Genomic DNA, 24607 nt, shown 5'->3' on the forward strand with positions numbered 1-24607 from the left:
AAAAAATTCAGTGTATTATATAGGGGTGATAAAATGAATTTTATAAAAAAGTTTGAAAGTGTTTCTTATGAAAATGGGAAATTTTTAGGTGATAAGTCATATGCATTCGATGTTATGTATTTTTTTTGTAAATATATTTATGAATTTTATAATGGTGTTGAAACTTTTAATTTAAAAGAAAAAATAAGTGGAGATATAGATTTATATTATGAATTCATAAAAAATATTTTTAATATAAGTAGTAGTGGGGATATAGAAAATAGAAGAAATGAACCTAAGCATGTTTTAAAATACTCTAACATTATAAAAAGTACAAAAGAAGATGAAAAAAAAATTATGATAAATGACTATGAAGCATTAAGTTTTATAGTTGAAAGAATGGAGAATGCATATATATTTAATTATATACTTTCCTATTATACTTTAAAAAATGCAGGTGCCCTAGAATTATATAAAAAATTTTGCAATGAAACAGATTTATATATAAAACAAGAAATTTTACTTAAAATTTATTATAAAATCACTCCACAGAATAAAAGTGTAATAAAACCTGACACAGTGTGGTCATATAATAATACCAAATATATAATTAATATTTTAAATTTTGCTAATTTTCAACCTTTTGCTACAAGAAATTTACAATTAGATGATTGTGGATTTGATGAAAGGATAAAAAAAATTGCACTAAATGTAGATGGAACTAAGACAGTAACAAAAAAAAACAATGAATATATACATCAATTTAACTTAGAATATGTTTTAGAATATTTAGATGAAATACTAGTTTGGAGAAAATAAAAATGAAAAAAAATATTTTTAATAATGAATTTATATTTTATGTATTAGAAAAGACTTATATTGATAACTTAAATCCAATTGAGATTGAAAAAAATTTTTTTGAAGATGAATACAGAACAGGTGCTTTTGCTTCAAAAGTATTAGAGTTATTTAGTGAGAAGGACTTGAGAGTTTGTAAAAATAATTTAGATATAGAATATCAAAAAATATATTTTGGAGCACCAGGAACAGGTAAAAGTTATGAATTGAATAAAGAATCTAAAGATAATTTTTCTGATAAAAATGTTGAAAGAGTTACATTCTATCCAAATTATTCATATGCTAATTTTGTAGGTACGTATAAGCCTATTGAAGAAAACAAAAATATTACATATAAATTTGTTCCAGGTATACTTGTAAGACAATTGAAAAATGCATATGAAAATCCTGATAAAAATTATTTGTTGATTATTGAAGAAATAAATAGAGCAAATGTTTCTGCAGTTTTTGGTGACACTTTTCAGTTATTAGATAGAGATTCTAGTGGTGAGAGTGAATATCCAATTAGTTTATCAGAAGACTTGTTTAAATATTTTGATGAAAATTTAAAAACAAAAGATTATTTGAATAAAGAATATGTTGAAGAAAATAAATTAATCAAATTATATTTCCCAAGAAATTTATATATTTGGGCAACTATGAATAGTGCGGATCAAGGAGTACAGCCATTAGATACTGCATTTAAAAGAAGATGGACATTTGAATATATTGATGTAAACAATGGTGTTACAAAAGAATTAATAAAGTACGAATTTAGAGTAAAAAAAGGTGATAAAAATTATATTAAGTGGAATGATTTAAGAGAAAAAATAAACATCGTATTATCTGATGCTAAAATACCAGAAGATAAATTAATGGGTTCATATTTTATTTCTAAAAATGTACTAGAAAAATCTGGACCTGAAAAATTAAAAGAAATAATAAAAAATAAAGTGTTAATGTATTTATATGAGGATGTTTTGAAGATTTCGAGAAACAAATTATTTAACCCAGAATACTCTAAAACATTTTCAAATCTATGTAGACAATTTGATGAAGATGCAAGTTCAATATTTATAGATGAGGTAAAAAATTTTATTATAGAAAAAAGTGTGATAGATGATAATAATTCTCAGATACAAGATATAAAAAAGGAAAACTAAAATAAAATTATGAAAGTATGTATTTTAAAAGAACTTAAAGTTTATGGATATTTAGAATTAAAGACTATTCTTTCATTAAATAAAAATGATGAAGAATTTCAAAAGAAATTAAGAAAATTGTATTCAAAAGGGATAATAAAATATTATAAAGATAAGGACTCATCTAAAATTTTAGAATTTCAAGAAGAAGATATAGAAAATGTTGATTTAGATTCTATAGGGAAAATAAAAGATAAGGTAGTATATGCATTTGAGTATGTAGGAATTATAGTTATTGATGACCATGCTTTGATTTTATATCCTAAATATATGAATTCGTATTTAGAAGATCAAAATAATAATTTTAAGTCATTAAACATAATTTTAAATGTTATACAAAAATATAAGAATAAATATTATCAAAATAGATCAATAATGAAAGATGAAGAAATATCAAAAAAGAAAGATTTACTATCTCTTATTTATGAAATGATAATGAACTACAAAGAACATGATTTATATAAAAATGATAAATCAATAATTGAAGTTAATGGAGACAATGAAATTTTATGGGATAAAACAATAAGTGAAAGTACAATGTTTTTATCAAATGGAAATCCGATTTATTTAGATTTATTTACTGTTAATAATTTGATAGATGATCAAAATTATTTTACTAGACTTCATTCGACAATTTTAACAGAAACATCTAATAAAATAAAACCAATTTTAAATATATTTGGATTTGAAGAAATAAATTTAAGTAATGAAACGTTTGAAGATTTTGGAGATAAAGAATATATTTTATATAGATTAAAAAAAGAACAATCTATTCAATTTATAACATATAAAAGAAGAATAATTGATTTAATGATAAAATATATAAATAATAATTTTAATACGAGTAATGATGATGAACCAATGTTTTTTGGAATTAAAAAATTTAATGTTGTTTGGGAAGATGTTTGTTCAGTATATAAAAATAATAAAAGAAATGAAAAAATAGAAAATTTAGATTTAAATTATGATTTTTATTATAAAAATTTTCAAAAAATATATCCATTTTTCTCAGAAGAAGAGATTAAAAATAAAGAATTAATTAAAATTATTCCTAACCCATACTATATTTTAGATGGTGAAGAAAAAAAATTACAAGAAACATTAGAACCAGATATTATTTCTTTTGAAAATATAGATGGATTTAAAAATATGGTAATTTATGATGCAAAATATTATAATTTAGCAAATGATATAAAGAATATTCCTGGAATTGGTGATATAAATAAACAATATTTATATCAAATGGTATATAAAAAATTTGCGAAGTCTTTTGATTTGAAATTAAAGAAAAATATTTTTTTAATGCCAAAAGAAAGCGAAGATTTTGAAGAAAATAAAATTACAATAAAATTTGAAATATTTAATTCTTTGATGTATAAAGATCTAGAATTAGATTTAGAAGGTATAGATGTAGTTTTATTACCAGATAAAAAAGTTTATATGAAATATATTGACAACTAAATAATATAATACATTATTAAAGAAAATAGTAAGTATTTTTAATAAAGATATGATGATTAAAAATTAAAAATAAACTTTTAAAATAAAAAATGAAGTTCGTTCTGTTGCTTTACAGTACTTTATAAAGGAGGGAATAATTATATGAAAATAGCATCAATTAAAATTAATAATTTTAGAGGATATAGTAATGAAGTAAAATTTGAATTTGATAATTTAACAGCAATAATAGGGAGAAATGATGTGGGTAAATCTACTGTTTTAGAAGCTTTAGATATTTTCTTTAATGATGGAAAAGGAGTAGTTAAGCTAGACAGGCATGATATAAATAGATATGAATTTGAAAAAGGGAATAATGAAATTTCAATATCTATTTGTTTTGATAATTTACCCGAAAGTGTAATTCTAGATTCTTCGTTTGAAACTAATCTAAAAAAAGAATATTTATTGAATAGTGAAGAACAGTTAGAAGTTATTAAAAGATATCCAAATGGTAGTTCTGCTAAAGTTTACATAAAAGCAATTCATCCACAAAATCCAAAGTGTACCGATTTACTTTTGAAGAAAAACTCAGAATTAAAAAAATAATAAAGTATGAAAGTATAGAATGTGATAATTTTACGATAAACAATTAAGAGAAGCTTTGTTGGAATTTATTAATAATAAAATATAATAATTATTCTATTTAAAAAGAGGTAAAAAATATATGAAATTCATATAATTTACCTCTCTTTTTTAGTATTGTACTGATTTAAATAAGTATTTTTATCCTCTCAAATAATTCTCAATAAACGAAATAATCATTTTTAATTCATTGCTTGACATATTGACTTTGTATTGACCTAATTCAAAAAATTGACGGTGATTTATTTGTTTTAATACTCTAAAGAAAGAAATGTTAATGTTAAATTCTTTCTTTTCAAAATCAATTTCATTTAATAATATTGGTTTATTATCTAGCATTATTTCTTGTTTTAGTTCATCATATCCCATTGAATTATGAATTTGATTGTTTGAACTGAAATAAAGAAGCATAGATTTAATGAAATTAATATCATCACCAAATAATAAGTCTAGATTATTTTTAAAAACTTCTCTATTACTTAATTTTTTTGAAGATAAAATTACTTTACCTTCATGATCCTTTACTAAAATACCATCAATTAAATCATAATTTTCGATTTTGATATAATCATAAATCTCATATAGTTTTTCCATGGTTTTAATCTTAAAATTAATATCCCCCACAATTTTAAATACTTCGTACATAAACTTTCGCCTTTCAAATATATTTTTCAATAATATTGTAATATGATTTATAAAAAAGTAAAGGGGTAAATTTAAAAAAATATAAAAATTTATGTTTTTTTTTACATTTTCAAGGTATAATATAAAAAACAGATATTGATTTATGTCAAAAGGTATAATTTACAAAATGAATACAGTTGTATCTAGTCTAATAAAAATAGGTAAAATTAGTAAAATAATTTTGAAGGTAGAATGGATTTAGGAGGTAAATATGAAAAAAAGATTTTTTATACTAGCATTGATAATTTTTTCCAATATATCTAGTGCAGATTTTCTAAATAACATATTACATGAAATAAAAGTAGCTGTTACAGATATAGCGAAAGAAGAAGAAAATAAAAAAATAGAAGAGGAAAGAAAAGAAAAAGAAAGATTAGAAGATATTGAAAAAGAAAAAATTGAAAGAGAAGCTTATTCCAAAGTTGAAAAATTATTATTTGAAATAGATGAAGAAAATATAGAAAATTATGATATCTACAATATAAAAGATGTAATTAAAAATATAGATGAATTTATTCAAAAATATCCAGAAAATGAAAAAAAAGAGATATTATTAAAATCAAAAAATGAATATGAAGATATAATAAAATATTTAGAATTTCTAAAACCATACTATTTTGTATTAGATTCTGAGGAAAACAATCAAATATTACTGTATAGAAATGAAATAAATAGAATCGATGAATTTATAAATAATAATAAAAATTTTAAATACTTAGAAAAAGTAAAAAAAATAAAGTTAAATGTAAGTGAAGAATTAAATGAATTTGAAAAAGAATACAAAGATAATCTTAATAAAATAAAAAATATAAAAAGTAAATATTCTAAAATTGTAGGAACAGAAATTGATGAATTTGAAGGAGTTAAATATTTTGAATCTAGATATAAAAATGGTGCTAAAATAAATTGGGCTAAAACTAACTTTAATATTTATGGTATAGGTGATATAAATGATCAATTTCCTAGAAGATTTTTATTGCACTTAGAAGTTAGAGGAGAAGAATACTTAGGAGTAAATAAAGTAATAATATTGATGGACGGATCAAAGCTAGAATTACAATTTGGGTACAGTGATTTTCAGCATGATATTTATACTCAAAATTTTAAATTGATATCTATAGAATATATAAATGCAGAATTCAATGAAGATCTCTATGATTTTATTCTTGAAAATAGAAATGCAAAAACAATTAAGATAAGATTCTCAGGAACAAATGGATATAAAGATATTATTGTTAATAATTCTGATAAAGAGTTATTTGTAAATAGTATTAAGCTTTTAGAAATTTCGGAATTAATAGATAGAAATGTATTTTTGAATGGAGAGTAACTATGCAATTAATTTTAGTAATATACTTTATGTTTAGAGCACATTTTTTCCAAAAAGATAAAGGAGGGAAATGGTATATTTTTCATCCAATTCATGTTTCAATGAATGTAAGTGGGTATAAGGAGAAAATAGTAGCTTTATTACATGATGTAGTAGAAGATAGTAACTATACTTTTTCTGATTTAGAAAGATACTTTAATAAAGATGTTATGGATGCTTTAAAACTTATTACCAAAGATAAAAATATAGATTATTTTGATTATTTATCTAATATAAAGAATAATGAAATATCTAGAAAAGTAAAATTAGAAGATCTTAGACACAATATTCAAGAAAAAAGACTTAAAGTTATAACAGAAAAAGATATTTTAAGAATTAATAAATATAAGGAAGCGATAAACTTCCTAAAAAAATAAAAATTTTTTTATTTCCCCTATTGATTTTAAAAAAAAATGAGGTATATTATTATTGAGGGAGATTTACTCTATTTTATCTTTCTCAAAAATATTTGAATCAATATTTATTTTTTTTGGCCCCGGCAGGGGCAATTTTTTTGATATAGAGGGAATATTATGTCTTTAAAATTAGTTAGAAATGATATTACAAGTATGAATGTGGATGCAATAGTAAACCCAGCAAATAGGGCACCAATCTATTCTGCAGGAATAGATGGTGCAGTTTATCAAAAAGCTGGAATTGAAAAATTACTAGAGGAAAGAAAGAAAATTGGATATTTAGAAGAAGGAGATGTTGCAATAACTCCTAGTTTTGATTTGCCTTCAAAATATATCATTCATGCGGTTAGCCCTAAATATGAAGTAGGTAAATTAAATTTTGAAACTACTTTACGTTCGTGTTATAAAAAATCTTTAACGTTAGCTAAAGAAAAAAATATTAAAAGCATTGCATTTCCAATAATTGCAACGGGTTCAAATGGTTATTCTATTAAAGATGGTATGCAAATAGCATTAGATGAAATAAGTAATTTCTTATTTGATAATCAAATGGATGTATATTTAGTGGTATTTGATGATGAATCTACAAAATTAAGTAAAAACATATATTCTAAAATAGATGAATACATAGATAATGAATATGTTTCAAGTAAAATATCTGAAGAATATTTTAATGATGTGTATTCTAGAAGAAATATGATTCAAATATATGATGGCTCTAAATTTTCTGAATTAGATGAAAGAATAGAAAATATTTCAAGTAGCTTTCAAGAATATCTTTTTTATCTAATAAAAAAGAATAATCTGACTAATGCTGAGGTATATAAAAATGCACTTATTAAAAAACAAACTTTTTCTAAGATAAAATTAAATAAAAATTATCATCCAGATAAATTTACAGTACTATGTTTATGCATAGGAGCTAAATTAAATAAAGAAGAAAGTGAAATCTTACTTGAAAAGGCAGGATATGCATTTTCATCTTGTGATAAAAGAGATGTAATATTTTCTTTCTTTATTGAAAATAAAATACATGATATGATAGAAATAGATATAATGTTGGAAGAATACGGACTTCCATATATTATTTAATGGTCAACTTCAGGTTGACCTTTTTTTTCTACTTATATGTTACACTTAGGTATATCAAATTTGGAGGTAAAATTATGTTAACAGAAATCGTATTTATTTTAGATGAAAGTGGGTCTATGAAAGGATTAGAAAATGATGTAATTAAAGGATATAACACATTACTAAATAAACAAAAAAAGGAAAAGGGAAGTGCATATATTTCTACGGTAACTTTTTCAACTTATTCTAATGTTATTCATAATAGAGTAGATATCAAAAATGTAAAAGCTATGGAAATGGAGGAATATAATCCTGGGGGATTAACTGCTTTATTAGATGCTATAGGAAATTCAATCAAATATATATCAAAAAAACAAAAAGAAAGTAAAGTTGATAAAACACTTTTTGTAATAATGACAGATGGAGAAGAAAATGCAAGTAAAAAATACAACTATAATGATATTAAAAAAATGATCAGTTACTATAAAGAAAAATACTCTTGGGATTTCATGTTTCTTGGTGCTAATATAGATGCCATAAAAGAGGGTGAAAAAATTTCAATTGAAGATGGCATGGCTGTAAATTTTAATTGTGATAGTGAAGGTATAGAAATTAATTATGAAGTTTTAAATGAAATTATTACAAATTATAGAAGAAATAAAAGCAAAATTACAAAAAAATGGAAGGAAAATATTGAAAAGGACTATATTAATAGAAGTTGTAAATTTTAAAATTTGTAGTATAATATAAGTGGAAAATAATCGTGCGAAAATCGTGCGAAAATCGTGCGAAAAATCTCTGCAGATATTGTAAAATCAAGAAAAAAATCGTGCGAAAATCGTTTAAATGGAGATGGTTTTATGCAAAAAGAAGACTTGTTGAAATTAATAGAAGGTAAAAATATAGAATTAAAAAAAGCAAAAAATAATATACCTGATTCATTTTGGGAAACTTATTCAGCATTTGCAAATACTAATGGTGGTCTAATAGTATTAGGAGTTGATGAAAAAAATTCTGAAGTTTTAGGCGTAGATAACCCGTATAAACTAAGAGATGATTTACTTAACAATTTAAATAATCCTAAAAAGGTAAGTACTAATATTTTAAATGATGAAAATATTAATATCATAAAAATTTCTGAAGAAATAACAATAATGATAATAGATATTCCTGAAGCTTCATACAGAATTAAACCTATATATTTAAAAAATAATCCACGTTTAGCATACGTAAGACTAGGTGAAGGAGATAGGTTGATAACAGCAGAAAAATATAAAGAGTTAATATTTAACTCTAAAGATGAAACAGATATAGAACTCTTGAAAAAATATGATATTTCAGATTTAAATATTGATGATATAGATGTATATAAAAAAGAATTATATAAAAAAACAGGAAATGAAAAATATTTAAATATTGATAATATAGATTTACTAATAGAGATTGGTGCGATGAGAAAAGATAGACAAGGAGATGGGAAATATTATCTAACAACAGGTGGATTACTATTTTTTGGTAAATTGAATTCTATTACTGATAGATTTCCAGGATTTCAATTAGATTACTTTGAAAAAGAGTCTTCTTTAATAACAAATTGGATAGATAGGATTTCAAGTGGAGATTTGTCTTATCCTGAATTAAATTTATATAGCTTCTATAGAAATGTTATGGATAAATTTAAAATAATAATAAAGGATAAGTTTATTATTGATGAAGAAAGTAAGAGTAGGATATCTATTAGGACTGATTTACTAACTTCAGTTAGAGAATGTTTAGTTAATGTTTTGATGCATTCATACTATGATTCTGATTCTCCCATTAAAATTACAGTTTACCATGACTATTTTGAGTTTAAAAATCCAGGTAAAATGAGAATTACAATAGATGAATTTATTAATGGGGGAAATTCAAATATTAGAAATCATACGATTTCATCAATAATGAGGAGAATAGGTATATCTGAAAAAGCGGGGAGTGGTGGACCTAGAATTTTTGACATTTCTTCAAAATATAAACTTAAACTTCCTGAAATAATAAGAGAAGAAGATGAAACAATAATACGTGTTTGGAAAATAGATTTAGAAAGAAAATTTGAAAAATTTTCTAACGATCAAAAAAAGATACTGTTTTTTCTAATTGAAAATCATTATATTACAAGAAGTTCTGCGGAAAAGAAATTAAATATAGATAAATATACTTTTAGAAATGTAATAAGTGAATTATTAGATGAAAAAATTATAGAAATAGAAGGTAAGGGGAGAGCTACGAAATATACTTTAAATAAAAATTCTGAAGAAAAATCATATAGTATGAAAAAAATGCTGAGATTTTTAGAAGATCAAATAAAAAAAATAAAATAATCGTGCGAAAATCGTGCGAAAAATCTCTGTAGACATTGTAAAATCAAGAAAAAAATCGTGCGAAAATCGTGCGAAATTAATTAGAAAGAGAATAAAAATGAATAAAATTTACAAATTAATTGCAGTACTGATAGTATTATCTATAGTAGGTATATACATATCATCAAAATACTATTATGAAAGAAGTTTTATGGCAACTATTGCTGAAATATATTTAAAAGTAACTAAATATGGAAATGTAACTCAAGAGGAAATGGAAGCTTGGTTAAAAGAAAGAGAAGAAATGGAAGAAAAACCATACGAACTTCCTAAAGGTTATGAAGATATATTAATTACTGAAGGAAGTGGGATGAAACTTTTAAATTTAAATCCTGATGGTAAAGGAGAGGTAGTACTTTATCTACATGGAGGTTCATATTTACATGATCCAGATCCTAATCATTTTAAATTTTTAAATAAATTAATACCTTCTACAGATATTAAGGTCATACTACCTGTATATCCTAAGGCTCCAAAAAATACCTTTAAGTATGCTTATGAAAAGGTAATAGAACTATATAAAGAGATGTCTAAGGATAAATCTGTAATACTTATGGGAGATAGTGCAGGAGGAGGATTTGTATTAGGTCTAGCTCAGGAAATAAAAAGATTAAATTTAAGAGAACCTAAAAAATTAATAGTAATATCACCTTGGGTAGATTTAACTATGGAAAATCCAGATATATTAGTATATGAAAAGGTAGATCCTTGGTTAAAATATTCAAAATCAGTACCTACAGCTAAATCATGGTCTGGTGGGGAAGATTTAAAAGATCCAAGACTTAGCCCTACATATGGGGATATTAGTGCTTTGAAAAATTTAACAATATTTATAGGGACAAGAGATATACTTTATCCTGATGTTAAGATACTTGCAGATAAAGTAAAAGATGTTAATCTAATAATAGGTAAAAACTTAAATCATGATTATCCATTTTTTCCTATACCTGAAGCCAAAGAAGCTATAAATCAAATAATTAGAATAGTAAATGAGGTAGAATAAATGAGAAAACAAACTATATGTAAAATAAATATATTAATGTTTGTTATTACAATAATAGTAAACTATTTAATAGCAACATCAAAATTTCCAGGACTAATGTCTCAAAAAGTTGTATCAAATATGTATGATACAGCAATTACGCCCATAGGATTTACATTCTCTATATGGGGTATTATCTACCTTTCTTTATTTATATCACTACTATTAATGTATAAAAATAATAGTATGGATAGAAAAGTAGCTATACTAAATATATTTATGTTAATAACTAATATATGTTGGAACATCCTATTTGGTTTATCTTTTATAGGCCTATCAGTAATTGCAATATTAATATACTGGATAATATTATTTGGTATATTACGTAGATATGGTATAGAAAAGAATATATACTCTATTTCATATGGTTTACATTTTGGTTGGATAACTATAGCAAGTGTGGTAAATATATATGCATATTTAGTTAGTATAAATTTTTCTCATTTAAGAGATAATAGGGATCTTTGGACTATATGTGCCATAGTTATTGTTTCTATAGCATCACTTCTACTTTCAAGATATTTTAAAAATGGCGCAATATCTTTAGCTATAGCTTGGGCGATATTTGGTATTCATAACAGGTATGATGTATATGTTAATTATCCGTTTATTGAAGAAATAATTAAAGGTTCATTTGCTATGTTATTTGCAGGTGCATTTGTAGCATTAATTTCAAAGCAAAGAAAAAAATAAATTATAAAAGAGATTAACCATGCCTATTCAAGGAATAAAACAACCAGAAATATTAAATATAGATGATGATTTAAGATTAGTAAAATTTCATAAAGATTTTTCTTTTGCCTTAAAATTGTATCAAGATTTAGAGACTTTATGGTTAGTTGATGGTGAGAAAGAAATATATGATGAAGCATTGCTTGAAAGAATGTATTCTTATCTAGAAAGTATAGGAGAACTATACTTCATATATTATAAAATAGAGGGAGAATACAAACCTATAGGTGATGTAACCTTTTCTAAGGAATATATGCCTATAGTTATAGGGGAAAAGGAATTTAGAGGTAAAGGTATAGGTAAAAAAATAATTAGTGCTTTGATAAATAGGGCTAAAGATTTAGGTTATGATAAAATAGAAGTTAATGAAATTTATGATTTTAATAATAATTCTAAAAAACTATTTACATCCCTTGGATTTAAAGAACATATTAAAAGAGATAAGGGTATGGGATATATATTAAATTTAAAATAATAGGAGTTAAAATGGAAGTAAGTATAAGACAATTACAAGAGTATTTACTAGAACATTATGAAAATAGACGAACAGAACAGGGACTATTTTTAAAACTAGTAGAAGAAATGGGAGAAGTTGCAGAAGTTTTAAATATTAGAGCAGGACTTAAAAAAGGTGAAACTTCTACTGAAGAATTAGGTATAGAACTTGCAGATATAATACATTACACTGTAGCTATAGCTGCAATAAATAATATAGATTTAACTGACATTATACTTAAAAAAGATGAAAAATCCGCAATAAAATACAATCATAAGATGAATTTAAAAGAATATATTTCTAAAAAATGATTTTCATTTTCAATAAATTCCTATTGTCTTTTGTATTTTCCAAGGTACAATATATTAGGGAAGAGTTATGATAGAAAGAAGGGATTTAAATGAAAAAATTTTTATTAGCAACATTTGTTACTACAACTCTATTTGCAGGTAGTGTTAGTTTTAATCAGGCAAGTGCCAACAACTATGATGTGGCTTATAGGGATGTAAAGGTAAAACTAGATGGTAAATTAGATGAAAAAGTATGGCAAGGATTGGGTGAAATTTCTGGAAGCTTCCATTATCCATGGGAAATGGTAGAAGCACCTTTAACTAAATTTAAAGCTTTTCATGATAACACTAATTTCTATTTTTCATTTGAAGTTTTTGATAAAGAAGTATTAGCGGATAAAGAATGGAAAGGTGAAAGTACAGTAGATATGGAAGATAGAGTAGAATTATTCTTTGCTCAAACTACTGTTGATAAACCAGTACAATATAAACTAATACCATATTATGCAACAGAAGTTGATGCTTATGGTAGAGCACATGATTACAAGATAGATTATTATAGAAAATTTGATTCAGAATACAATATAGAAGGTGCTAAAAATGCAGCTAAAATTACAAAAACAGGATATACTGTTGAAGGTATGATACCTCTTAAATCTTTAAGAGATTTAAGTTTAATTAATGCTGATAATATTATGAGAACAGGTGTATTTAGAGCAGAATTTTCAAAAATGGCAAATAATGAAATAAAAATGCAATGGATTTCTTGGGTAAATCCTAAAACACCAGTACCTGATTTCCATGTAGATAGTGCATTCGGTGAATTTAGATTTTTAGAACTTAAATAAAATATATCCTCTGGATTTTTCCAGAGGATTTTATTGTAATACTAATGAATATTTTTAGTTTTGGGCAATCAATTTTTGCAGTAAGGGAGCTAAAAATGGTATTTAAAAAAATTATGTATATGGCCTTAAATAATAAGAAAATTAAAGTAAAGTTCACAAACATGGAAAAAGAGAAATTGGATATAACAACTTCAAACTATGTTTACAAAATAATTAGATTAATAGATAGTTAGTTAGAAGTTGAAGGTAAATAAAAAAATTGGGAGTTTTTAAAATTCCCAATTATTTTTTTCTAATGTTTCTCCGTTTCTAAACCCTTTCTTAAATTATTAATATTATCATAACTTTTGCTATTTTTATCAAAAATTATTTTATGTCCTTTTTCTATAGCTTTTATAGTTTCTTTGTTAGGTACATCTAACTTTAGAGGAAAGGGTATTCCATTTTCTCTAATACGTGTTTTTAAAAAGATGTTAATTGCAGCTTACATATTTAGTCCTATAGATCCAAATATATACTCAGCCTTTTCTTTTGTTTCTTTATCCACCCTTATATTTATATTAGTTGTTTGCATATCTACCTCCTTCATATAAATTCAACATAAAAATCTATGCTTTGTCAATAAATTGTATATAAAAATTATAAAGAATAAAAAATATATTAATCCTTTTATTTTATTAAGTTAATTGACAATAGTATTTTTTAAATGGTATACTAAGACTAGAAAAAACATTAAGGAGATGATATATATGAATATAGTATTATTTGGACCACCAGGTGCTGGGAAAGGTACACAAGCTAAAGAATTAATACAAAAATTTAACATACCTCAAATTTCAACAGGGGATATTTTAAGAGCAGCCATAGCAAATCAAACTCCACTTGGACTTGAAGCAAAAAAATTAATGGATGCTGGTAACTTAGTTGGGGATGACATAGTTAATGGATTAGTAGAAGAAAGATTAAAAGAAGCAGATACTGAAAAAGGATTCATCTTAGATGGATATCCAAGAACAGTAGAACAAGCTAAAGCTTTAGATAAAATCTTAGAAAAACAAGAAAGAGAAATAGAAAAAGTAATAGCTTTAGTAGTAGAAGATGATGAAATCTTAAAAAGAATTACAGGAAGAAGAGTTTCTAAAAAAACAGGGAAAATATATCATATAATTTACAATCCACCTGTAGATGAAAATCCAGAAGACTTAGAACAAAGAGCTGATGATACTGCAGAAGTAGTTAAAAAAAGATTAGAAAACTATAAAAATCAAACAGCTCCAGTATTAGATTACTATAAAGAACAAGGTAAAGTAGCAGAAATACAAGGTGAGAGAGAAAGTAAATATATTACAGAAGAAATTATAGACATATTAACTAATAATTGTAATGTATAACTTGAGGAGAAAATATGGTAAAATTAAAAACTTTAGAGGAAATAAAAAAAATAAAGAAGGCAAATGAAATTATTGCAAGACTTTATGAAGATGTTATTCCTAAGTATATTAAACCAGGTATTTCTACTTGGGAAATAGATGCTATTTGTGAAGACTATATTAGAAGTCAAGGAGCACTTCCTGGAACTAAGGGTTATGATATAGGATGGCCATATCCACCTTATCCTGCAAGTACATGTATTTCTATAAATGAAAAAGTAGTTCACGGTATACCAAGTAAAACTGAAATACTAAAAGAAGGAGATATACTTTCTTTAGATACAGTTACTATACTTGATGGATATTTCGGAGATGCTGCTAAAACTTTTGCTGTAGGAAATATAGATGATAGATCTAAAAAGCTTTTAGAAGTGACAGCAAAGGCTAGAGATATAGGTATAGAACAAGCTATAGTAGGAAATAAAATAGGAGATATAGGTTTTGCTATACAGCAATATGTAGAAAAATTTGGCTTCTCTGTTGTAAGAGATTTTTCTGGACATGGAGTAGGTTTTTCTATGCATGAAGATCCATTTGTGTTAAACTATGGTAAGGCAGGTACTGGACTTAAGATAGAAAATGGTCTAGTAATAGCTATAGAACCTATGGTTAATATGGGGACTTTTAAAGTAAAAGTATTAAAAGATGGATGGACTGTTGTTACTCAGGATAAGAAAAGATCAGCTCACTTTGAGCATTCTATAGCAATAGTAGATGGTAAACCATTAATATTAAGTGAAAAATAATTTTGAGGGTAGTTTTATGCTACCCTTTATTTTAGAAAGGAGAGGATTGTGAATATAATAAAAGTAAAAACTCTATATGTATTTTTGAAATATTTTTTGTTTCTACAAACTATAGCATATGCTTTTGGAACAATGACACTATTTCTACGGGGTGTTCAATTTAAAGTAATATTATTAAGACTGGTTTTTTTCATAATATATATTAGTATATTAAAATACTTTTTGAAAACGGTTAAAGATATATATGTTAATGATAAATATATTAAACTTGGGAAAAAAGGTGTGGAAATAAATAAAAATAGAATGAGTCATTTGGCTTTGGGCTATGGGAAAAAAGATGTTTACCTATTTTTAAAAGATGATGAAAATATACAAACCATATTTTTAAATAACTATAATAAAAATTACTTAGATGAAATAGAAAAAGTTATGAAAGAATATAGGGTGGTAAATACTTTTAGATATCTAGAAAAGCTAGAAAGAAGGGCTACTACTAATATAGAGAAGTATGTATCAGAAATTTTTGAAAAAATTGAACTTTCCAGTAATAAGATAGTAATAAAAGATGAAGGCCTAGAACATAAGGGGGATACTTATGCTTTTGATAAATATAGTTTTGATTTAGGAAGTAAGTATTTATTAATTAATGACGTAGATAATAACATAGTAGAAAAAATAGAGTTTTCGGCTTTAGAAAATAAATATATTCTAAAAAAACTATTATTTGAAAGATATTAGGAGTAGTATGGAAAAAGGAAAATTATTTAATTCCATCACTTTAAAAAGTGGTTTATTTATTAAAAATAGATTTGTAAGAGCTGCTATGAGTGAGGCTATGGGTAATGGTAAATTAAGTCCTAAAAAAGAAATCTCCCACCTATATTCTTTATGGGATGAGGGAGAAGTAGGACTAGTAATTACAGGTAATGTAATGGTTGATGCAAATGTATTAGCTGAACCTGGTAATATAGTTTTTGATAAAAATGTAGATATGAATATTTTAAAAAAATGGGCTAAAAAAGGCCAAGAAAAAGGAAGTAGGGTTATAGTTCAGATTAATCATCCTGGGAGACAAACACCTAAGACTATATGTAAGGAACCTGTAGCACCTAGTGCTATAGCCCTAGGAGAAAGATTTAAAAAATCTTTCAATATTCCAAGAGAACTTACTAATTCTGAAGTTAAAGAATTAGTTAAGAAATTTGGGAAAGCAGCTTTGATATCAAAAGAAGCAGGTTTTTCTGGAGTTCAGATACATGGTGCTCATGGATATTTAATAAGCCAGTTTTTATCACCACTTTCTAATCAAAGAAAAGATGAATATGGTGGTAGTTTAGAAAATAGAATGAGGTTTTTAAAAGAAATATATTTAGAAATTAGAAAAGAAGTAGGAAATGATTTTACTGTTGGTTTAAAGATTAATTCAGAAGATTTTTCAGAAGGCGGATTTAATGCTGATGAATCAATAGAAGTAATTAAAGAAATGGATAAATTGGGTATAGACTTTGTTGAAATTTCTGGTGGAAGTTATGAAAATCCTAAAATGGCTAGTCCTACTGAAAAAGGCAAGGATAATATTTTCTTTATAGAACATACAAAAAGAGTTAAAAAGGAAGTAAGTTGTAAAGTTGTACTTACTGGAGGTATAAGGTTTGTAGAATCTATGAAAAATATTCTTGATGAAAATATATCCGACTTTATAGGTATAGGTAGACCACTTGCTATGCATGTAGATATGATTAAAAAGATTAAGGATGGAAGTTACTCTCCGATAGAAACAAAATTTGTTACTACGGGAATAAAAAGTTTGGATAAAAAACTTGGAGGATTACTTGCCATAGTATATTATCAAAGACTTATGCAAATATATGCTAAGGGAAAAGTTCCAAAAATTAACACTAATGCATGGCCTAGTTTAATTAATTCTATGATAAATCATGGTATAGCTTCTCTATTTCCACAAAGAGCGAGGTAATAATATGGAAGAAAAAATAGGATATAGTTTTAGCTATATAGTAAGCGGACTTGTTAATTTATTTTTGTTTTTAGTATATATTTTTGTAATATACATATTCTTTAAAGATGAAACATTATCTCAAGAATTACCTATTATTCCCATTATTTTAATAATAACAATGTTAATTCAAATAATAGTTTATGTATTGGTAATAGGATTAAGAGCCAAAACTATTTTTATGTCAAATAAGTATTTTAAAATTGGGAAAGAAGGAGAAGAAATAAGTTATAAAAATCTTAAGTATATATATATTTATGGATATGATAAAACTCAAAAAAGAGGCTTATTTACTAAAATGAATGAAAGTAATGTAATAGCATATATTAAAAATGGTGGAATAGAATATATAAATACATATGTGTATAATAATAAAAAGATAGAAGAACTTAAAAAAAGAATAGTTGATGCAGAAATCACAAATTATATTAATAAAATTGAACTTGGTGAAGAAATAGGGTTTAGATACAAGGATAAGGGGAGTAAAATAAGAGGTTTTAGACCTAAGAGCTTAGCTAAAAAAATATTTGATTTTTTTGAAGATAGTCCTAAAAAAATAGTAATTTCTAAAGAGTATTTATCTTTTGAAGGTAAAAAATATTTTTTTGGTGAAAATGTATTTATAAAAAAATCAGATCAATTATTAGTTGAAAATAAGGAAGGTAGAACTGTCTTAAAAATAAAACAATTAATAGTAGAACAAAGTGGTATTTTCAATACTTTATTAGAAAAATATAGTTAAATAAGAGGTGAAAAATGAAAAAGAATTTATTAATTTTATTAAGTTTGTTAACTTTAATATTTAGTTGTGGAAAAGTTAAGGAACATGAGAATACTTTAGAGGATAAAATAGCTAAATCAGGAATATATTATGAAATTTTCGTTAGATCTTTTGCAGATTCTAATGGTGATGGTATAGGTGATTTAAATGGTATTAAAACTAAACTTCCTGAGTTAAAGGAATTAGGTGTTGAGGGCCTTTGGTTAACTCCAATATTCTCATCTCCTAGTTATCATAAATACGATGTTACTGATTACTATAACATAGATCCTGAATATGGAACTATAGAAGACTTTAAAGAACTTGTTAAATCAAGTCATGATTTAGGTATTAAGGTGATAATAGACTTACCTGTTAATCATACTAGTAGTGAACATCCTTGGTTTAAAGATGTAGTATCAAATAAGGATAGTGAATATAGAAAATTCTATAGAATAGAAAAAAATGATAATCCTAATATTGATTTTAAAGCTGCGCCTCTTGGTGGAACTGCTTGGCATAAATTAAATGATGATGAAAAATATTTTGGAATCTTCTGGGGAGGTATGCCTGATTTAAATTTAGAGGAAAAAGAGGTAAGAAAAGAATTACATAAAATATCAAAATTTTGGGTAGATGAAGTTCATATAGATGGATATAGAATAGATGCAGCACCTCATGCTTATGGTAAAGGTGAATATTCAAAAGAAATCAATGTCCTTGAAGCAAATTTAAAATGGTGGTCAGAATTTAGAAATGAACTTATTAAAACTAAGAAAGACATATACATAGTTGGAGAAGTATGGACTGCACCTGAAATAGTTGCTAAATACTTTACTGTATTTGATTCTAACTTTAATTTTGAACTTTCAGAAAATGCTATATTTAATGCTTTAATTAGAGAAAGTGCAAGAGAACTTTCATCAAAATTAACTAGAATTTATGGACTTTATGAAAAAAGTAATGCAGAATTTATAGATGCACCATTCTTAACTAACCATGATCAAAGTAGACTTTCTGAAAAATTACCTGATTTGGAAAGACAAAAAGTAGCTGCAAGTATATTACTTACTTTACCTGGAAATCCATATATTTACTATGGTGAAGAATTAGGTATGAAGGGAAGAAAACCTGATGAATTAATTAGAGAGCCATATATATGGAATGATGAATTCCAAACTAGTTGGGAAGCTATAGAGCTTAATACTGAGACAGTAGATTACCATAGCCAAAAAAATAATCCGGATTCATTATTAAATCACTATAAATTATGGATAAATATTAGAAAAGAAAATGATGAAATTAGATATGGTAAATTTGAGGCAGTGGAAACTGATAATAATAAGGTATTTTCGTATAAGATGAAGTATAAGGAAAGTGAAAAATTATTATTACATAACCTATCTAATAAAGAACAAAAAGTTAATATAGAAGGAAAAGAATACTTGTTAAATTCTTATGAAAGCAAGGTAATATAAAATTAGGGATAATCATTTGATTATCCCTATTTACTTATACTAAAGTGAAACTAATATTATTTTCTTTTAAGTCTTCTAATACACCTTTAAGATGTTTACTATCAACACATTCTATTACAAGTTCTAATAGTTGTTCGTTAGTTTTTAAATTGTTTGAATATCTAGTTTGGTTTAAGTAAAGTATATTAGCCTGTTTTCCTGAAACTATTTTTGTAACTTTACTTAATTCTCCTACTATATCTTTAAGTAAGATATTTAATCTTGCTCTTTTATTTTGTATTATTTGAGCTCTATTTACTATCTTTTCTATATTAGTAATATCTATATTACCACCTGAAATTACTATTGCAACATTTAATCCTTTAAGATCAACTTTGTTTGCAAGTACTGCTGCAAGTGCAGTAGCTCCAGCACCTTCTGCAACAACTTTTGATTTTTCAATTAAAAATAATATTGCTTGAGAAATTTCATCTTCATTTACTATAACTACATCATCAACTAAATTTTTAAATATTTCATGAGTCTTATTACCTACACGACCTACAGCTATACCATCTGCTATAGTTTGAGGCCCTGTAACTAGTAATGGACCGTTATTTTCTAATGCTTTTTTCATAGATGGCATATTTTCTGCTTCAACACCTATTAATTTTACATCTGGTTTTAATTCTTTAAGGGCAACAGCTATACCTGCCATTATTCCTCCACCACCAACAGGGCATAAAACAGCATCTACATTTTCTAAATCTTCAAATATTTCTATTCCTATAGTACCTTGTCCTGCTATAACTTCATCATCATCAAATGCATGTAAGAATACATAGTTGTTTTCTTTTTGTACTTTTAATGCATGCTCATAAGCATCATTAAATGTTTCACCTTCAAGTATTACTTCTGCACCATAACTCTTAGTTGCAAGAATTTTTGAAATAGGTGCAAATTTAGGCATTACTATAGTTGCTTTTATTCCAGCTTGTTTAGCACCTAGGGCTACTCCTTGTGCATGGTTACCAGCAGATGATGCGATAACACCACGTTTTTTTTCTTCTTCTGTTAAGTGCATTATCTTGTTAATTGCTCCTCTAGCTTTGAAAGATCCTGTTTTTTGTAAATTTTCAAGTTTTAAGTAAATGTTAGCTCCTGTCATTTGACTAAGTAACGGACATTCTATAAGAGGAGTTCTTTTAATAGCGTCTTTAATGTTCTCGTTTGCTTTTTTTACATCATCTAATTTAATCATTGTTACCATCCTTTATTTAATGTTATGCTATATTCAAATACATTGTTTTTTATACTTGATATAGTATACTCTATTATTTTTTCTTTTTCATAAGTACTACGAGTTATACTCATTCCTAAGTCATTATCCTTTAATTTAAGTAAAGTTTTTTCTTTTTTACTAGAAATTAATATTGGCTTTAAAGTTTCTATGGCTTTGGAGAAAGTAACATCATACCTATTTTCGAAAATATTATACATAGAATTATTATTTAGTTCAAGTGGATCAAAACCATTAAATCTGTACATAGGTAGATATGTTTGTTCGAATATTATTGGTTCTTCATTCATGAAACGTAATCTTTCAAAATATATTATCTTCGAATTAAGAGGTATTCTAAAAATTTCTGAAAGCTCAAAATTAGCCTCTATAATTTTATGTGATACTATCTCTGATTTGGGTTTCTTACCAGCAGATTTAATATTTTCATAAAAACTATAGAAAGTATTAAGATTTTGATTCATTTTTTGGCTAGCAACAAAGTTACCCTTACCTTGTACTTTAAATACATAGCCTTCTTTTTCAAGTAGATTAAGAGTTGCACGTATAGTATTTCTACTAACATTGTATTTCTCTGATAGATTTCTTTCAGAATCTAATTTATCTCCTGGAACTAGTTTTCCCTCCAATATATTAGTTTTAAATTCTTCATATATGGAATAATAAAAATGTTCATTATCTTTCAAAATTTTCACCTCCGTTATCATATTATACCTCAAAATCTTTTAAATATAAATAGGTTTTTAAGAAAAAATTGCTTGTTTTTGCAACTTTTATGTTGTATAATTATAACATAAATATATTAAAAATAAAATTTTGTAATATTATAGCAACAAGGAGTAGGCATGGAGGAAAATAAGGTATATGCATGTATAGATTTTAAAAGTTTTTATGCATCAGTAGAATGTGCAGAAAGGGACTTGGATCCTTTTACCACTAGTTTAGTAGTGGCAGATGAAACTAGAGGTAATGGAGCTGTAACATTAGCTATAACCCCTTATTTAAAATCTAAGGGAATAAAGAATAGATGTAGGATTTTTGAAATACCTAGAGATATCTCATATATCAAAGCTATGCCTAGTATGAAACTGTACATGGAATACTCTGCTGATATATATGCAATATATCTTAGATATATATCGCCAGAAGATATATACATTTATTCTATAGATGAGTGCTTTATAGATTTAACTCCATATTTAAAGTTATATAATATGAAGGCAAAAGATATAGTTATTATGATAAAAGATGCTATTTTAAAAGAAAAGAAAATACCATCTAGTGCAGGTATAGGTACTAATCTTTTTCTAGCAAAGGTAGCTTTAGATGTAGTTGCTAAAAAAACTAAAGATGGTATAGGTATGCTTGATTTAAAAAGATTTAAAAAGTATATGTGGAATCATAGACCTATTACTGATATATGGAATATAGGGAAGGGTATAGCTAAAAGATTGGAAAAATATGGTGTATATGATTTGTATTCTTTATCTTTGATGGATGAAGCTACTTTGTATAAAGAGTTTGGAGAAAATGCTCTTTTTTTAATAGAACACTCAAAGGGCATAGAACCTTGTACTATAGCTGAAATTAAAGCATATAAGTCGAAAACTAAATCTATTTCTAATTCTCAAATACTTTTTGAGGATTATCCTTATGAAGATGCGAAAATAATATTGCTTGAAATGCTTGATAATTTAGTTCTAGAATTAATAGCCTTTGATTATACTACGGATAATATAGGCCTTGGTATAAGATATTCAGGTAATGATAGAACTAGTGTTGGTGGTAGTAAAAAAATATCTTTTAGAACTAATTCTTTTAGGAAGTTATCTAAAGAATATATGGATTTTTTCGAAGAGAAGGTTGATAAAAATTTAAAGATAAAGCAAATTAGTTTATCGTTAAATAATATATATCAAGGTGCTTGGCTTCAAATGGATCTTTTTTCTAATCATGAATTAGAAGAAAAAGATGAAAAAGTACAAAAAGCTGTTTTGAAAATTAAAGAAAAGTTTGGTAAGAATGCAATTTTAAGAGGTACTAGTATGAATGAAAAGGCTACAGGTAAAATTAGAAATAAGTTAATAGGAGGTCATAATGGATAGGGCAAGACAATTTATGCCTTTTTCACCACTTAAGGGTTTTTATGAATTGATACATGAGAAAGAAATAATTCCAGAAGAAAGAGTGGAACTATCAGAAGAAGACTATGATAAATTAAGTATGAAGATTAATAGCATAAGAAAAGGGGATGTAATAAAAGTTAAGTGGTATAAAGAAAAAGGATATGTAGATATAATAGGCAAGGTTTCTACTATAGATTTTGAAAATATGTATATAGTTGTAATTAAAGAAAAAATAAATATAGTAGATATAATAGAAGTGCATGTTTAATATAGACTATTTGTGAAAAATTTGATAAAATGTATATATATAGTAGAGAAAGAGGTTGATTATGAAACTATATCCATTAAAATTTGAAAAAGTATTAATACCCAAAGTTTGGGGTGGAAGAAATTTAGAAAAAGAACTTAGTATACCATTGCCTGATTCAAGAGATTATGGGGAAGCTTGGGAAGTTTCATCACATCCTAATGGTATGAGTATAGTAGGTAATGGAAGTCTTAAGGGTAAAACTTTGCAAGAACTATTTGATGAGTATAAAGGGGAGTTAGTTGGAGAAGAAATATATTTAAATCATCCAGATAGATTTCCTTTACTAATTAAATACTTGGATGTAAATGATAGATTATCTATACAAGTACATCCAGATGACGAGGTAGCTTTAAAAAAACATAATGAACTTGGTAAGTATGAATCATGGTATATTATGTATGCAAGTGAAGATGCAAAATTAATTATGGGTATGAAACCAGGATATAATAAGGAAAGTTTCTTAGAAAAAACAAGAAGAAATGATTTTACTAATATGTTTGAAGAAATATCTGTAAAAGCTGGGGATATAATAGATGTAATACCTGGTACAGTGCATGCTAGTCTTGAAGGTTCTGTAATATTTGCTGAAATACAAGAAAATTCAGATATAACATATAGAATATATGATTTTGATAGATTAGAAAATGGTAAATTAAGAGATCTTCATTTAGAAGATGCAGCAGATGTTATAGATTTTGAACTTAAGCCTAAGGTTGTAGATACTAACTTTAAAGATGGAGAAGTAAGAAAAAATATTTCTAATACTCCATATTATTCTATAGATAGAATAAAAATAACAGAAGAATTTAATGATTTAGATGTTAATATGAGTATATATTCTATACTTGAAGGTAATGGTATACTTGAAGGTGAAGGAGAATTACTAGAGATAAGAAAGGGAGAAACAGTATTAGTTCCGGCAAATGTTTCTATAAAGATAACTGGAAAGTTAGAAGTATTAAGAAGTTTAGCTAAATAAAAAATATAGTAAAAATAAGTGTTGCAGAAATTTCAAAA

27 protein-coding genes are annotated in these 24607 nt (G+C 25.4%); 23 read left to right on the plus strand and 4 right to left on the minus strand.

All coding sequences use genetic code 11. The features are described from left to right. The first annotated feature begins 33 nt into the window (after nucleotides 1–33). The 4 genes from AYC60_RS07200 to AYC60_RS07215 all read left to right on the plus strand — a co-directional run bounded on the left by AYC60_RS07200 (nucleotide 34) and on the right by AYC60_RS07215 (nucleotide 4064). The gene (locus AYC60_RS07200; protein WP_156447699.1) at nucleotides 34–798 is read left to right on the plus strand and encodes a hypothetical protein; all 765 of its coding nucleotides are present in this window, start codon (nucleotides 34–36) and stop codon (nucleotides 796–798) included. A 2-nt stretch (nucleotides 799–800) separates the two neighbouring features. Continuing rightward, complete coding sequence (locus AYC60_RS07205) at nucleotides 801–1979, plus strand: AAA family ATPase (protein WP_067323009.1); 1179 nt, start codon at nucleotides 801–803, stop codon at nucleotides 1977–1979. 9 nt (nucleotides 1980–1988) lie between these two features. Further along, on the plus strand, nucleotides 1989–3479 hold the full coding sequence (locus tag AYC60_RS07210; RefSeq protein WP_067323012.1) for an LlaJI family restriction endonuclease: 1491 nt from the start codon (nucleotides 1989–1991) through the stop codon (nucleotides 3477–3479). 141 nt (nucleotides 3480–3620) lie between these two features. Continuing rightward, entirely contained in the window at nucleotides 3621–4064 is a 444-nt protein-coding gene (locus AYC60_RS07215; RefSeq protein ID WP_067323015.1) for an AAA family ATPase, read from the plus strand. A gap of 177 nt (nucleotides 4065–4241) precedes the next feature. Here AYC60_RS07215 and AYC60_RS07220 read toward each other — a convergent pair whose 3' ends face one another. Continuing rightward, nucleotides 4242–4745: a hypothetical protein gene (locus AYC60_RS07220; protein ID WP_067323018.1), complete on the minus strand. Its 504-nt coding sequence runs from the start codon at nucleotides 4743–4745 to the stop codon at nucleotides 4242–4244. A 250-nt stretch (nucleotides 4746–4995) separates the two neighbouring features. Between AYC60_RS07220 and AYC60_RS07225 the strand changes: the two genes are divergently transcribed. The 10 genes from AYC60_RS07225 to AYC60_RS07270 all read left to right on the plus strand — a co-directional run bounded on the left by AYC60_RS07225 (nucleotide 4996) and on the right by AYC60_RS07270 (nucleotide 13447). Then, nucleotides 4996–6114, plus strand: coding sequence for a hypothetical protein (locus tag AYC60_RS07225; protein WP_067323021.1), 1119 nt, complete (start codon nucleotides 4996–4998; stop codon nucleotides 6112–6114). A 2-nt stretch (nucleotides 6115–6116) separates the two neighbouring features. Then, entirely contained in the window at nucleotides 6117–6530 is a 414-nt protein-coding gene (locus AYC60_RS07230; RefSeq protein WP_067323023.1) for a GTP pyrophosphokinase, read from the plus strand. A 156-nt stretch (nucleotides 6531–6686) separates the two neighbouring features. Continuing rightward, a complete protein-coding gene (locus AYC60_RS07235) occupies nucleotides 6687–7661 on the plus strand; it encodes a macro domain-containing protein (RefSeq protein ID WP_067323025.1) in 975 nt (324 codons plus the stop codon). A gap of 74 nt (nucleotides 7662–7735) precedes the next feature. Then, nucleotides 7736–8371 (plus strand): vWA domain-containing protein, encoded by a 636-nt coding sequence (locus AYC60_RS07240; protein ID WP_067323028.1) that lies wholly within the window; start codon nucleotides 7736–7738, stop codon nucleotides 8369–8371. A gap of 129 nt (nucleotides 8372–8500) precedes the next feature. Next, nucleotides 8501–10000: an ATP-binding protein gene (locus AYC60_RS07245; RefSeq protein WP_067323030.1), complete on the plus strand. Its 1500-nt coding sequence runs from the start codon at nucleotides 8501–8503 to the stop codon at nucleotides 9998–10000. Nucleotides 10001–10097: 97 nt separating this feature from the next. Continuing rightward, a complete protein-coding gene (locus tag AYC60_RS07250) occupies nucleotides 10098–11042 on the plus strand; it encodes an alpha/beta hydrolase fold domain-containing protein (protein WP_067323032.1) in 945 nt (314 codons plus the stop codon). Continuing rightward, on the plus strand, nucleotides 11043–11774 hold the full coding sequence (locus AYC60_RS07255) for a tryptophan-rich sensory protein (RefSeq protein WP_067323035.1): 732 nt from the start codon (nucleotides 11043–11045) through the stop codon (nucleotides 11772–11774). A 19-nt stretch (nucleotides 11775–11793) separates the two neighbouring features. Beyond that, entirely contained in the window at nucleotides 11794–12288 is a 495-nt protein-coding gene (locus AYC60_RS07260) for a GNAT family N-acetyltransferase (RefSeq protein WP_067323037.1), read from the plus strand. 11 nt (nucleotides 12289–12299) lie between these two features. Further along, a complete protein-coding gene (locus AYC60_RS07265) occupies nucleotides 12300–12620 on the plus strand; it encodes a MazG nucleotide pyrophosphohydrolase domain-containing protein (RefSeq protein ID WP_067323040.1) in 321 nt (106 codons plus the stop codon). 89 nt (nucleotides 12621–12709) lie between these two features. Then, nucleotides 12710–13447, plus strand: a complete 738-nt coding sequence (locus AYC60_RS07270) for a sugar-binding protein (protein WP_067323043.1) — start codon at nucleotides 12710–12712, stop codon at nucleotides 13445–13447. 292 nt (nucleotides 13448–13739) lie between these two features. On the opposite strand, the gene AYC60_RS09475 is transcribed toward AYC60_RS07270, so the two are convergent. Beyond that, complete coding sequence (locus tag AYC60_RS09475) at nucleotides 13740–13925, minus strand: type II toxin-antitoxin system RelB/DinJ family antitoxin (protein WP_330996908.1); 186 nt, start codon at nucleotides 13923–13925, stop codon at nucleotides 13740–13742. A 271-nt stretch (nucleotides 13926–14196) separates the two neighbouring features. Here AYC60_RS09475 and AYC60_RS07280 point away from each other — a divergent pair, with 271 nt between their 5' ends. Genes AYC60_RS07280 through AYC60_RS07305 form a run of 6 tightly spaced genes read left to right on the plus strand, consistent with a single transcriptional unit; the run spans nucleotide 14197 to nucleotide 19875 of the window. Continuing rightward, a complete protein-coding gene (locus AYC60_RS07280) occupies nucleotides 14197–14838 on the plus strand; it encodes an adenylate kinase (RefSeq protein WP_067323045.1) in 642 nt (213 codons plus the stop codon). Between the two features lie 14 nt (nucleotides 14839–14852). Then, a complete protein-coding gene (map, locus tag AYC60_RS07285; protein ID WP_067323047.1) occupies nucleotides 14853–15623 on the plus strand; it encodes a type I methionyl aminopeptidase in 771 nt (256 codons plus the stop codon). A 48-nt stretch (nucleotides 15624–15671) separates the two neighbouring features. Next, complete coding sequence (locus AYC60_RS07290) at nucleotides 15672–16361, plus strand: hypothetical protein (RefSeq protein WP_067323050.1); 690 nt, start codon at nucleotides 15672–15674, stop codon at nucleotides 16359–16361. A gap of 7 nt (nucleotides 16362–16368) precedes the next feature. Next, nucleotides 16369–17598, plus strand: a complete 1230-nt coding sequence (locus AYC60_RS07295; protein ID WP_067323052.1) for an NADH:flavin oxidoreductase/NADH oxidase family protein — start codon at nucleotides 16369–16371, stop codon at nucleotides 17596–17598. A gap of 4 nt (nucleotides 17599–17602) precedes the next feature. Further along, complete coding sequence (locus AYC60_RS07300) at nucleotides 17603–18379, plus strand: hypothetical protein (RefSeq protein WP_067323054.1); 777 nt, start codon at nucleotides 17603–17605, stop codon at nucleotides 18377–18379. 14 nt (nucleotides 18380–18393) lie between these two features. Continuing rightward, complete coding sequence (locus AYC60_RS07305; RefSeq protein ID WP_067323057.1) at nucleotides 18394–19875, plus strand: alpha-amylase family glycosyl hydrolase; 1482 nt, start codon at nucleotides 18394–18396, stop codon at nucleotides 19873–19875. Between the two features lie 34 nt (nucleotides 19876–19909). Here AYC60_RS07305 and ilvA read toward each other — a convergent pair whose 3' ends face one another. Next, the gene (gene ilvA / locus AYC60_RS07310; RefSeq protein WP_067323060.1) at nucleotides 19910–21115 is read right to left on the minus strand and encodes a threonine ammonia-lyase; all 1206 of its coding nucleotides are present in this window, start codon (nucleotides 21113–21115) and stop codon (nucleotides 19910–19912) included. 2 nt (nucleotides 21116–21117) lie between these two features. Next, on the minus strand, nucleotides 21118–21840 hold the full coding sequence (locus AYC60_RS07315) for a GntR family transcriptional regulator (protein ID WP_067323063.1): 723 nt from the start codon (nucleotides 21838–21840) through the stop codon (nucleotides 21118–21120). Between the two features lie 159 nt (nucleotides 21841–21999). Between AYC60_RS07315 and AYC60_RS07320 the strand changes: the two genes are divergently transcribed. The 3 genes from AYC60_RS07320 to AYC60_RS07330 all read left to right on the plus strand — a co-directional run bounded on the left by AYC60_RS07320 (nucleotide 22000) and on the right by AYC60_RS07330 (nucleotide 24569). Then, nucleotides 22000–23259: a Y-family DNA polymerase gene (locus tag AYC60_RS07320; RefSeq protein ID WP_067323065.1), complete on the plus strand. Its 1260-nt coding sequence runs from the start codon at nucleotides 22000–22002 to the stop codon at nucleotides 23257–23259. After that, a complete protein-coding gene (locus tag AYC60_RS07325) occupies nucleotides 23252–23548 on the plus strand; it encodes a YolD-like family protein (protein ID WP_067323068.1) in 297 nt (98 codons plus the stop codon). The genes AYC60_RS07320 and AYC60_RS07325 overlap by 8 nt, the downstream gene beginning before the upstream one ends. Before the next feature lie 61 nt (nucleotides 23549–23609). Beyond that, nucleotides 23610–24569, plus strand: a complete 960-nt coding sequence (locus AYC60_RS07330) for a type I phosphomannose isomerase catalytic subunit (protein ID WP_067323071.1) — start codon at nucleotides 23610–23612, stop codon at nucleotides 24567–24569. The last annotated feature ends 38 nt before the right edge of the window (nucleotides 24570–24607 follow it).

The sequence above is a fragment of the Streptobacillus felis genome (assembly GCF_001559775.1).
Taxonomy (GTDB): domain Bacteria; phylum Fusobacteriota; class Fusobacteriia; order Fusobacteriales; family Leptotrichiaceae; genus Streptobacillus; species Streptobacillus felis.